This window comes from Methanobrevibacter sp. (genome assembly GCF_045646205.1).
In the GTDB taxonomy this organism is placed as follows: Archaea; Methanobacteriota; Methanobacteria; order Methanobacteriales; family Methanobacteriaceae; genus Methanocatella.
In genome coordinates, this window is record NZ_JAZRKF010000058.1 from 1 (window position 1) to 12918 (window position 12918).

The window sequence follows — 12918 nt, forward strand, 5'->3', positions numbered from 1 at the left end:
TAACCTTATCCCCATAACCATATTGCACCAATAACGATTTAAAATCATTAATGAAAGCCAATTCATGATTATAAATAAATCTGTAAATACCTATATTGGACTCAATTTTGTTAATACTAACAATCTTTTCTCCTTTATCATTCTTATCCGCTTTTGACGGATAAATCCTAACTTTAATATTCTTATTAACAACTTTCATTTAATTATAACCACCATTATTAATAAAAAACCCAAATAAAATATGTATTAACTACAATTAATAATATAAACCATATACATATATAAAGAAATACCGAGAGAGCAATTGACGACTATTCACACACTCATAAAATTATAAAAAAAATCAAAAAAATAGTATACTGAACAAAAAATCCAATACAAATACCATGAAAAAATAGCTATTTTAGAAAAATAAGTATGGAAAATTATTAAAAATAAAAGTACCCCCAACATTGCGATTCATCCTCGACTTAAGAAGTCGAGGTATTCTCGCTAAATTATGATAAAAAGAAAATTCACTAAATCAAAAAGCAAAAGCATAAGACTAAGAAACAAAGAAACAATACTCAAAACACTAGTGTACAACATAGTCCAATGCATCAAAATTTCAAAATGATGTCAACATAACCCGGGACTGTCAATTTGTTAGGACTTTTGTTAATATTTAGTGGTTATTTTTTCAAATTCCTTTTCCAGTCTTCTTTTAATTTTTTAATACTATATTTTTCGTTAAATTGTTAAAGTTAAAAGATATGAATGTAAAAAATGTGAAAAAAAGTTCCAAGTTGAGTTCACAGAATACTGGGGAAAATTCTGTAATTATTCCAATAAAATGAAAAATAAAGCAAAAATATTATTGCACCATGGATGGAAATCATTAAGAAATATTGGAAATGATTTTAAAGCATTATTAGACTTTGATATATCTCACGAATCTGTTAGAAAAGCTTTAAAAAATGAAGGTGGATTGTACTGGCTAAATGAAGAAATAGAACTCTCCGGATATTATGGTTTCGATGCCCAATGGATTAGAAACGAAGGTAAATGGATATACAGACTAGAACTATTCGATATAATAAATAATATGCCAGTAGCATCCTTAATATCAGAAAAAGAAACACCAAAAATAATTGAAGATTTCATCGACATATCAATCCCACCAAAACACCGCAAAGCAATAATAACAGACTTAAAAGAAGATTACGAACAAGTAATGAGAAAATTAGGCTTCGCACACCAACACTGCACATTCCACCTAATAAAAAACATAACAACCAACTTAAAACCAAAAATAACTGAAGAACTAGACAAATACGAAACAGAATTCCAAGAAAACAATCCAAAAGCCTCAAAAAGCAAAATCAAAAAAGCACGAAAAGAGAAAAAAGAAGAAATAACAGACGAAATAAAAATCTACATAGAACTATTATATGAATTATTCCACCAACAATCATTTGATAAAGCAAAAAGCTACATAGAACTCCTAAAATACGAATTAACCAATTTTCCAAAGATGATGCAAGAGTACTTAATAAAAATTTCTTCCCAGTCTACAGAAAATACCTGATATTCCTAGAAAAAGCATTCATATGAAAATTAGAAAGTACAAATAATAAAATAGAAAATTATTTCGGAAATACGCTAGATAAACATACTAAAAGAATTTATAGAACTCCTGAAGGAATATTTGATTATATTATGGCGAGAAAAAATGGATGGATTGAAAACCGAAAAAAAGTCCTAACAAATTGACAGTCCCTCTGAATGATTAGAAAAAATTATTATATATTACTCAAAAATATACAAGTGATAATATTTTTTTCTAAATAAATCTAAATATCTGGTGTTTTCATGTTAACCAAATTTTTCAAATTGGACGAAAATAATACAAATTTAAGAACTGAGTTTCTGGCAGGTTTAACAACATTTTTAGCTATGGCTTATATTTTAGGTGTGAACCCTGCATTGCTATCTGAAGGAGGAATGCCTGCAACAGGAGTATTCTTTGCAACTGCTCTTGCTTCAGGAATTTCTTGTATTATTATGGGGCTTATTTCAAAATACCCTGTTGGCCTTGCACCAGGCATGGGAATAATCCCTGTGTTTACATATACAATCATTATAAGTATGGGCAACACGTGGGAAACTGCGCTTGCGGCAGTATTTGTTTCAAGCATACTCTTTATATTGATTACCATATCAGGTTTAAGGGAAGCCATTCTTAATGCCATCCCTCTTGACCTGAAATTTGCAATTGGTGCAGGTATTGGTTTTTTCCTAGCATTTGTCGGTTTAAAAGGTGCTGGAATTATTATAGGTAACTCTTCTACTTTAGTGGGAATGGGTGATATCTCATCTGCCCCTGCACTTTTAGCAGTTATCGGCATCATGCTTACTTTAGTGTTATACCTTAAAAAAGTGCCAGCAGCAGTATTTCTTGGTTTAGTAATAACATCAATTTTAGGAGTAATTTTCACATTATTTGGATTTGGTACTGGAAATGTTTTAATGCCATCTATTCCGACACACTTTATTTCATTTAACTTTGATGTGTCCCTAGTCGGTGCATTTACAAAAGGATTCGGCCAATTATTTTCCAACATCCCTAACTTACTCACAATCCTGTTCTCATTATTGTTTGTGACTTTCTTTGATACTACAGGAACATTAATTCCTTTAGCAAATCAGTGTGGTTTCATTGATGAAGAGGGTAATGCAGATGGTATTGACCGAGCTTTCCTCGCAGATGCAATTAGTGGACTCATCGGTGCCGTTTTAGGTACATCAACATTAAATGCATATGTAGAAAGTGCAACAGGTATTGGACTTGGAGGCAGAACCGGATTAACAGCAATATTTATAGGTATTTTCTTCCTACTTTCACTTGTCTTTGCCCCTACAGTTTTATCATTATTCACCTCTTCAGTGACAGCAGCGGCATTAGTGATTGTAGGTATACTGATGGCCGCACAATTGAAAGAGGTAGACTGGAACAATATGGCCATGGCATCTTCCGTATTCATAACTACCATAATGATGATTTTAACATACTCAATCACAATAGGTATATCATGGGGATTCATCACTTATGCGGTTGCATCTATTGCTACCGGTAAAACAAAAGAATTCAAACCGATTACCTGGCTGTTGATTATTGTATTCGCAGTATCACTATTTTTAGGACTTTAATTTGTTAGGGGAAAAATTTAACTTCTCCAAACACTTTATTATTTTTTTAAAATTATCAAAGTATATGTTAGCAATTTAAAATAATCGTTGTTGAGTGTCAATATAGTTAGGTTCAGAAATTTCCTTTACAATTCCATTAACATCACCAATCAGTAATGGAGAATCAGGATTATGCAACTTTTGATTCTTTTTGACTAGCTTGATGTTACTGTTGGCATAGCAGTATAGAAATTATCTACTAAAAATCGAAATATTATTTCATAGATTACAACAAAAAATGCCTTAAAAGTAATGAAATTATCCGCTATTTTTTAGGAGAAATTTGTTTCATAGTGGACAGTCCCATGAAAACTTTTTTATAAAATGTTAAATAGAGTATTTAATATAAATAAATCTTTTAAAAATCCAATCAAGTTCATTAAACAAATATTTTATAAAAATATACATATTACCAAAGAAATAATCATTTACTTGATTTTGGGGGGAATTTTTATGATAAAATTTAAATATTTTTCTAAAAAATCGATAATTTTAATTTTATGTCTGGTGATATTGTGCAGTATGCAGGCCTGTGCAGCATGTACGGCCGTATATGTAGGTTCGGATGCTAGTGATGACGGTTCAGTAATTGTTGCAAGATCAAATGATTATCCTGCCGTTTGGGCAAATCATATTGAGGTAACTCCTGCTGTAGAAAATCAGCCGGGTCGAGTCATGCCTGTAACTGAGTATGGAACGGTAAAAACGGAAATTCCGGCAAATACTTACAAATACACTTCAACACCATATATGGATAGTACGGTAGCGGCTACGGGTTATTCTCATGATGCGGCTTCTGCTACTAATGAAAAAGGAGTAGCCATGACCATGTCTGTTACAGCATATGCAAACAGTGCCGCTTTGAGGGCAGATCCTTTAGTATCTGCTGGAATTTGTGAAGATGCTGCAGTAGACCTTGTGATTTGTCAGAGTGGAACTGCGAGGGAAGGTGTTAATGTTCTTTGTGGAATCATTGACAGGTATGGAAGCAGTGAAACTAATATTGCTTTTATTGTCGACCAGAATGAAGCATGGTATATAGAGATGTATACCGGACATCAGTATGCTGCGGTGAAATTGCCAAGGGACAAAGTGGCAGTTTTCGGTAATGAATTTTCTTTAGAGTACTTATCCGACTATGAAGACCATATTATATCTAAAGGATTATTTAGTCTTGCAGAACAAAGGGGTTTTGCTGTACATGGTAAGAATAATGAAATTAATCTCTTTCATACATATTCCGGAAATCAGATGACTACAGATTATTCCCATAGGAGAACCTGGATTGGACACCACATTTTAGCTCCTTCAAAATTCAGTGCCGAATATAATCATAATACTATGTATCCTCTATGTTTCACACCAGATAAGAAGGTTTCACTGCAGGACGTCTCTCAGCTTATGCGCAATAGATTTGAAGGAACAAAATATTCTCCTGATGAGACAGGTAATACTGATATTAGAGTGATTGGAACTGATACTGCACTAAGCGCCCATATTATACAGGTGTTTTCAAATCTTCCTGCAGAAATGTCATGTGTCAACTGGGTCAGCAGCGGTCCGCAGGTCTATGGAGTCTTTGTACCGGTATCCAATGATTGTATATATGTTGGTGGGGCTTATGGAGCTAATCAACCTGCAAGTCAAAAAAATGTCTTTGATATAAATTATCCATATTATCTCTTTAAGGATATCTGCTCTCGCTGTTTAGGACCAAGCAACTACAAAACTTATGGCGAGCCTGTCAAGGATTTCTGGTATAAAGCCGAAAGCAATATGTTCATTTCAATGAGCAGAGTACTCGCAGCAGCAGCAAAAATGACCGATAAGAATAGCAGGGCAAATTATATCACTTCATACTGTAATGATATGATGAATAAAGCATTTGAAACAGGAAAAGAAATACGCCAAATTATTCAAAATGGAGTGCCTCCAAGGGATTTGAATATTGATGCATCAAAATTCAGTGCTGTTCCTGCTGTACCTGGAGACCACTCTACCGAAATTATAATTAAGACAACAGATATCGTTAAAGTGTATAGAAACGGAACACAATTCTATGCAACTATCATGGACGGTGAAGGGAAATATGTGCCTAGAGGGGCTGTAGTTACTTTCAGTGTTAATGGTGTAATGTATAATCGTGTAGTCGGTGAAAACGGTTTGGTTAAAATGAATATTAACCTTAATCCACGTAATTATAATATATGGACTTATTATGGTGGAGCAAGTGCTATAAATGCAATTGATATATTGCCTACATTGATAGCCGGAAACCTGGTAAAATATTATATGAATGACTCCCAGTTCTTTATCAAATTGGTTGACGGACAGGAAAATCCCGTTGCAGGTAAAGCTATTAGCATGAACATCAACGGAGTATTTTATGACCGTACAACTAATCAGGGCGGTATAGCTAAACTGAATATCAGATTAAATCCTGGCACATATATACTGACTGCAACCGATCCGAATACAGGATTAATGATGTCATATATTATTACAGTATTGCCTATTTTAACGGGAAATGATATGAAAATGACCTATTTAGATGGAAGCCAGTTTAAAGCAAAAGTGGTTGATGGTCAGGGCAACCCAAAGGATAATGTAAGTGTAATATTCAACATCAATGGAGTATTCTATAACAGAACTACAGATGCATCGGGAGTTGCCCGTTTGAACATTAATTTGATGCCTGGGGAGTACATCATTACTTCAGAATATGAAACCGCTAGAGTTTCAAACATAATAACTGTAATGGCAAAGGATTGATTTAAATGCAAATATTGATGTATTAGTTTATAATGCAGCATTTATGCCGATTTAACTAAGTTATTCAGTTAAGTTATTTTCATTACCATCACCATTACCGAATATTTCACGTTAATGAAAATTAAAATAATCTTGTTTGTGTGTCAATATAGCTAGGCTCAGAAATTTCCTTCACCACATCACCATCATTAACATCCCCGACCAATAATGGTGAATCAGGATTATGCAACTTCTGATTCTTTTTGACTAACCTGATGTTGCTGTTTGCGTAGTAATATCGAAATTATCCAATACTTATTGTAATATTTGTTCGTAAACTATAAAACAAATAATAGTGTTCAAATACTCTTACCAAAATTGAATATACTAAATATAACATATACAAAAGTAAGTATATACTTTTAAATTTAGCCTTGGAGAAGATTATATGCCAGAATTTAAACTTATTGAAAAGTTATTATACAAAAGTGAAAAAATGACATAGAAGCTGAATTTATAATAGGAAACGAAACTTTATGGGCAAGTCAAAAAGTCGTAGCAGAAATTTTTGGAACAACTTCAGCCAATATTTCAATGCATTTCTCAAATATAATTGAAGAATGCGAGTTAGATGAAAAAGAAGTGAGTATATCTTCCAAAGACCTTTTTAAAGACGATTCTGATTTTATTAAGAAATCCTTAAAAAAATCAAATAATAGAGGTAGTCCCCAAAAATGGTATAATCTTGATGCAATCATATCAATAGGATATAGAATAACAGCAAAGAAGCAACACAGTTCCGTCGCTGGGCTAATAAAATTTTAAAGGAATATATGGTGAAAGGATTTGTCATCGATAAAGAACTACTGAAAATCATATTTGCAAAAGTCTCCAATGAAAATATCAAAAAGTATATAATAAAAAACCACAAAAATATAGTGTAAAAAACCACAAAAGCATATTATAATTATGGGGATTAATATGTCTGAAATTTATTTTAAAAGAATATTGGATGAAACAATTGAAAAAAGACTCAAAATGATAGGTGCAATAGTTATTGAAGGTCCAAAATGGTGTGGAAAAACAACAACAGCAAAACAGCATGCCAAAAGTATTTTACAACTACAAGATCCGGACAATAGACAGAACTATTTAGAATTAGCTGAAATAATGCCATCAAAATTATTAGAAGGTGAAAACCCGAGATTAATTGACGAATGGCAAGTTGCACCAGTATTATGGGATGCTGTAAGAACAAAAATTGACAATACCCCCGGATACGGACAATTTATCCTTACAGGCTCAACAACTGTAGACAATGATAAAATTATGCATACTGGAACTGGACGAGTAAACAGAATAACGATGCTACCTATGAGTTTATACGAAAGCAAAGAATCAAACGGCAAAATATCCATTTTAGATTTGTTTAAAAATCCAGATATGCATATAGATGGAATAGAATCAGATTTAACAATGGAAAATTTAGCATTTGCAACTTGTAGAGGAGGATGGCCAGAAAGTGTCATACAAACGGATAAAGAAGCACAATTATTTGTTGCAGAAAACTATGTAGACAATATTTGTAAATCAGACATATCTACAGTGGATGGAGTTAAAAGAGATCCAAACCGAGCTAAAAAAATATTAAAATCATATGCACGAAATAATTCTACAGAAGCAACAAAACAAACAATTTTAAAAGATGTTAGGGGAAATTATCCAGACATGGCTTATTCTACATTGGATGATTATCTAAAAGCACTTTCCAAATTATTTGTCACAGTCAATATTCCTGCATGGAATCCTAATATCAGGTCAAAAACCGCAATAAAATCATCAGATAAACGAGAATTTATCGACCCCTCAATAGCAACAACATTATTAAATTTAGACCCTGAAGGATTATTATTTGACTTAGATACTTTTGGACATATATTTGAAAACTTATGTATGAGAGATTTATCGGCATACACTTCATCAATGGGAGGACAAGTATCTTACTATAGAGACCGTTACGGCTTGGAATCTGATTGCGTATTAACTTTAAAAAATGAAGATTATGCATTAATAGAATTCAAATTAGGAAGTAAAAAAATAGAAAAAGGAGCGAAAAACTTATTAAAACTGGATAAACTCATTAAAAAGACAATTTCAGAAACTGATTTATATTTAAAAGAGCCGAAATTTTTAGCTGTAATAACCGGAGGAAAATATGCACATACAAGAGATGATGGAGTTAAAATATTGCCAATCGGCTGTCTACACTAAACTATTATATTAATTTAGATTGTTTATCGATATAGCTAGGCTCTTTAACTTCCTTTACAACATCACCATCTTTAACCTCACCAATCAGTAATGGAGAATCAGGATTATGCAACTTTTGATTCTTTTTGACTAACCTGATGTTACTGTTGGCATAACAGTATAGAAATTATCTACTACTTTTTTGATTTTTATTTCATTCATTACGAACGAATAATGCTTGAAAAGTATGTGAATTATCTACTACTTTTTTAATGGATTTTGTTTCATAAGTAAAGAATCAACCCGGTTCCATCAATTGACAAGCAAATTTATCATTTCATTTGAAGTTAAAGTTTATCCTTCATTTTTAAATAATACTTCATTTATTTGAAGTAACAGTATTAACTACATCTAAATGAAGTACTTCAAATTGATAAATGAAATTAGATTAATGGCTTAGGACTTTGAGTGAAATCCTGAGGATACTTTTTTTCACATAACTCATATCCAATATATTCCAATCTTTCATTGAGCAATCTTTTTCCATTTTCGGTTACTGCATACAATGGAACTTTTTTTCCAGCATAATATGGTTTTCTTTCTTCAGCAGTTTCCCGTATGTTTATGGAAGAGCATCCTGAAATCACATCAGCATAATCAAATAACATCTCCGCCTCTTTTTTGGAAACGTTGGTTGTATGTGCTACGAAAATATATATGTTGACATCTTCAGGTTTTGGATGTTGCCTTAAATCCTTAACCATTTCTGTTGGAATAATTGTTATTGCAATGTTTTTATATCCTCTTTCAATTGCCATTTCAAGACCTTTTAATGGATTCAACTCTGCAGTTTCAGGATTTAAAACATTTTCTCTTCCAACTTTATCCATTACCTCATCAATTGGAGTGGTGCTTATCAATGCGGAAACTCTTCCTCCAACTCCCTGAACAAGCTCAGCGTCATCAATCAGCAATGTCCCTACTCCCTCACATGCTCCAACCACACAATCAACATTGCCATTGATCATGTTGGTTTTTAATGTTTCGCTGGTTCCAAAGCTCATTGTGTCTTCAACATCAATTGATCTTTGTGGAGTGCACATTCCGAATTCATCTATTCTTTTGTTAATGTTGGATTTGATGAATTCTTTTGTCAAATTACCATTATGCTGACCATTGTCAAATATGGAACAGTAATCTACTACCGGTTCTCCAATGTAGGTTATTTTCCCGTTTTCTATTACTACTTCAGCTTTTCCTAATGCTTCAATTACATGTCTGTCATTCATACAATCACCAGATAACAAATGTTATATACAATGCTTTTTAAATAGATTTTGTAAGGAAAAACTCACAATAGGTCAAAAAGATGAAAAAAATTAAAGATTACGATGACAATTGCCCCATAGACGATACATTGAAATTGATATCCAAAAAATGGGTGATATTTATCATCAGAGACATATTCTTAGGAAAAAAGCAATTCAGCGAATTTCTAGAAGAAAAAACACTAAGCAACAGAGTACTGACAGACACACTCAAATTCATGGAAGACAATGATTTAATTACAAAACAAGTTTTTGAAAATGACATCAAAACTGAATATTCACTAACGCAAAAAGGATTCAATCTAAACAAAATTCTCTATAATATGCTGGAATACGGCCTCAATGAAGTAAACAGCGGAAATCTATCTGAAAAACAAAAAGAAGAATTATTAAATGAGTATGAAGTCCTTTTTAAAATCAATGATTAATTTTAACGACTATTCTCATAACATATTAGAAAATTATAAAAATTTTTTAGTTTCTTTTAAAAATTCTTCTGCCTGATTAATTCTTTTTTTAGCTAAATCTTCCCCAATAGAGTCTATTGCAGAATAATCCGCATCTTCCCTGTCTGATTGAGCATTAGTCAAATATTTATACACATTATATCTGAATTCATCTTCATGAACATATTTTAAACTGAACAACTGAATCAAACCTTGATGAGTTTTAGGGACATTGCATTCCTTCTTAATCAATAACGCTTTAGCACATAAAAACATTGAATAATAAGATAAACTAACTGAATCTGCATAACCTTCAATTTCAAATAAAGCTTTACTATGTTTTAATTTTGTTTCAGCCTTAACAATAAAAGCAAGTACCTCTTCATTATCCAATTGGTACACCATCCTTTAAAACATTAGTTAAAAATGAGAAATTTTTAGTTTTATTGAATAAGTCTTCATTAATTACATGAGCTGAAATAAGTTCTTGTTTATCATACATAATCCATGCAATTTCCTCTGAAATAATATCATCTATATCTTCACGATGATTGGAAATTATTAGAATATCAATGTCTGATTCCTCATGATCATCACCACGAGCAACAGAACCAAATAATATGATTTTAATAATTTTATCACTGTTAATTGCATTTGCAAACTCACGAGCAATCTCAACTCTATTATACATTAATAACCACCATAGATTATTAGATAATAATTAATTTAAATTTTATCAATAATAAATATTTACTAACTGCGACTTTATGAAAAACTTGATTAATTAATATTAAAATAATCTAGTTTGTGTATCAATATGCCTCACGTAATAGTTGTACCACTTATTAAAAAAAGCAATAAATAATGATAAAATATTGTGAAATTGTATTAAACTGAACATTAACATTTGCACCAACTATTCAAAACTAACTTTAGAATATTCATCCCGGAATATAATTATAGTACTTCAAAATTGCTTTAAATTCATAAAAATTCTTTCATTTCAACAAAAAATATATTTACTTACGAATTTAACATATTAATAATCAATTTATTCCCAATATTTGAAAAATTCATCTGAGGGATTATCCGATTTCATTATGTTTTCATATTCACTGTTGTAGAGGTAATGTTTAGCTATATCCAAATCAATTTCATGGTCGATATATTAACATGAACTCCCACTTACTTATCAGATATTGCGCACAAAACAATTTTACCCGAACGGCTCAAATTAAAATAGATATTTTCATGATTGGATGGGTATGCATTACCATATTTTTCAGTTTTAGATATGGGATTTTGTTATATTTTCCTCATCAAGCAGTTTTTTAAAATTAGATCTGCTCCGGCACTCCGTTTCTTATCCTTTTCAAATATATAATAATCTATCTTTTTTCTGCGATTTTCAGCAAGTAACCAGTAAGTTTTTTTTAAATCCAAATTATCCTCATTAAAATAAACTAATTTAATCATTTTATCCAATAGAAATTTAAATGATTAATATGTTCAAAAATTATTTAAGGCCATGGGAGTAATTACGCCTTTTTTTAAAAATCCATAATAATCTCAAACTCAGGAAACTCCGTCTCTCTAATAACCCTATTAATATTAGGATTTAAAACCTTTGAAAATTTCAATACCAAATCCCTGATGTTATTATATTCCTTTTCAGATTGCGAATTTAAACCATGGGCAAGAATTGAATTGTTTCTTGTAAATATATTGGCTAAAAATGAATGCTTATTTTCTATGTATAATTTTCCTATTTCATCTTCAAAGTCATTGAGCAATTCATAGCCCTGAATTAAACTGATCCTGACAACGCCTTTAAAATCGGCTTCAAAGTTACGGTTTATGCCGTGCTGTTCCAATATTGTCAAATCCACATCAGATGTATTGATTCCATACTCATTTTTAAGTCTTATTTGAGCAATTAACTCTAAAGATCTGTAAAGTCTTGCAATGGCATCATCATATTTTGTTTCTTCAGCCCTTCTTTTTGCATTACTTATCAAACTAGCTAAAACATAATACGGCCTTATATCCTCTTCCCCCTCACATAGAAAATGAAGTGCCTTTGCATTAAAGCCTAACTGTTTTTTTACCTCAGGCCATTCCTTTACAAATGCCTTTTTATCAAAATACTCGTTGGCATTTTTATAATCCACATTATCAAAATAATAATATGCAGTGAATAATTTAAGATAGGCATCCTTATTTGCTTTAGTTACACTGCCAATAAATGCTTTTCCGGCATTAAATTGATTAGTGTTAAATAATCCTTTAAGAAGTCTTATCATTATGCCATCATATATAGGGTATAGATTTTGTGTAATGATTTTTTCAGTACCCCTTATTACAGCACCGTCTTGACGTTCTGTACCTACAAGATATATTTTCTTTTGAAGAAACATGGAATTGAATGCAGCCGCCATTGCCATTGTTTTTGTACCTAACGTATAATCGATAACAACCTTATAATCAGACAATTCAATAATTTTTTCATTAAATGCTTCAAAATAAACTTTAAAGTCATCAACATCTTCTAAATAAACAAATTCATAGTAATCGAATTCCTCTCCAAATTCATCCAAATACTGCTTTTCAACAGACTCTACAGTTTTTTTGGATTCTTCAGGGCCGAAAAATATTACCTTATCCGGATTGGTCGTGTCAATGGAAAATAAAATTCCATGCGCCAAATCCTCTGTTTCTGATTGCCCCATACCTTCTTCAACAGTCACTAAAAGTGCAGTATCTTTCCTTGACATTTTTACACCTGCTTTAATTAATAATTAATCTTGTTAAATTAACAATATCTCCTCTTTAGCCATCAACTGTAAGATTCATTAATTTAAGATTATCATTCAACATGAAAAAATGAATGCCTCAACTAAAATTAGTTGAGGAGC

12 protein-coding genes are annotated in these 12918 nt (G+C 31.6%); 7 read left to right on the top strand and 5 right to left on the bottom strand.

All coding sequences use genetic code 11. The features are described 5' to 3' along the window. Positions 1–199: hypothetical protein (locus ACKI44_RS09505; RefSeq protein WP_407423795.1), on the bottom strand; the 199-nt coding region annotated here is incomplete at its 3' end. 633 nt (positions 200–832) lie between these two features. On the opposite strand from ACKI44_RS09505, the gene ACKI44_RS09510 reads away from it, so the two are divergent. The 6 genes from ACKI44_RS09510 to ACKI44_RS09535 all read left to right on the top strand — a co-directional run bounded on the left by ACKI44_RS09510 (position 833) and on the right by ACKI44_RS09535 (position 8250). Continuing rightward, positions 833–1567 carry a hypothetical protein gene (locus ACKI44_RS09510; RefSeq protein WP_407423797.1) on the top strand — a complete coding sequence of 245 codons (735 nt, stop codon included), beginning with the start codon at positions 833–835 and terminating at the stop codon, positions 1565–1567. Positions 1568–1851: 284 nt separating this feature from the next. Beyond that, positions 1852–3189 carry an NCS2 family permease gene (locus ACKI44_RS09515; RefSeq protein WP_407423799.1) on the top strand — a complete coding sequence of 446 codons (1338 nt, stop codon included), beginning with the start codon at positions 1852–1854 and terminating at the stop codon, positions 3187–3189. 492 nt (positions 3190–3681) lie between these two features. Further along, positions 3682–6000, top strand: a complete 2319-nt coding sequence (locus tag ACKI44_RS09520) for a C69 family dipeptidase (protein WP_407423801.1) — start codon at positions 3682–3684, stop codon at positions 5998–6000. Positions 6001–6573: 573 nt separating this feature from the next. Then, positions 6574–6804 (top strand): hypothetical protein, encoded by a 231-nt coding sequence (locus ACKI44_RS09525; protein WP_407423803.1) that lies wholly within the window; start codon positions 6574–6576, stop codon positions 6802–6804. Beyond that, a complete protein-coding gene (locus ACKI44_RS09530) occupies positions 6798–6923 on the top strand; it encodes a hypothetical protein (RefSeq protein WP_407423859.1) in 126 nt (41 codons plus the stop codon). Before ACKI44_RS09525 ends, ACKI44_RS09530 begins: the two co-directional genes overlap by 7 nt. Positions 6924–6960: 37 nt before the next feature. After that, positions 6961–8250: an ATP-binding protein gene (locus ACKI44_RS09535; protein WP_407423805.1), complete on the top strand. Its 1290-nt coding sequence runs from the start codon at positions 6961–6963 to the stop codon at positions 8248–8250. A 422-nt stretch (positions 8251–8672) separates the two neighbouring features. On the opposite strand, the gene ACKI44_RS09540 is transcribed toward ACKI44_RS09535, so the two are convergent. Further along, entirely contained in the window at positions 8673–9518 is an 846-nt protein-coding gene (locus tag ACKI44_RS09540; RefSeq protein WP_407423807.1) for a methanogenesis marker 8 protein, read from the bottom strand. Positions 9519–9598: 80 nt separating this feature from the next. Here ACKI44_RS09540 and ACKI44_RS09545 point away from each other — a divergent pair, with 80 nt between their 5' ends. Continuing rightward, on the top strand, positions 9599–9985 hold the full coding sequence (locus ACKI44_RS09545) for a helix-turn-helix domain-containing protein (protein WP_149732496.1): 387 nt from the start codon (positions 9599–9601) through the stop codon (positions 9983–9985). A gap of 33 nt (positions 9986–10018) precedes the next feature. Here the strand turns inward: ACKI44_RS09545 and ACKI44_RS09550 are convergent, their stop codons facing one another. From ACKI44_RS09550 to ACKI44_RS09560, 3 genes are all read right to left on the bottom strand, one after another. After that, positions 10019–10396, bottom strand: a complete 378-nt coding sequence (locus tag ACKI44_RS09550) for a HEPN domain-containing protein (RefSeq protein ID WP_188118149.1) — start codon at positions 10394–10396, stop codon at positions 10019–10021. Next, positions 10389–10694 (bottom strand): nucleotidyltransferase domain-containing protein, encoded by a 306-nt coding sequence (locus ACKI44_RS09555; RefSeq protein ID WP_149732498.1) that lies wholly within the window; start codon positions 10692–10694, stop codon positions 10389–10391. Before ACKI44_RS09555 ends, ACKI44_RS09550 begins: the two co-directional genes overlap by 8 nt. Positions 10695–11553: 859 nt before the next feature. Then, positions 11554–12777 carry a TIGR02710 family CRISPR-associated CARF protein gene (locus ACKI44_RS09560; protein WP_407423809.1) on the bottom strand — a complete coding sequence of 408 codons (1224 nt, stop codon included), beginning with the start codon at positions 12775–12777 and terminating at the stop codon, positions 11554–11556. Between the last annotated feature and the right edge of the window lie 141 nt (positions 12778–12918).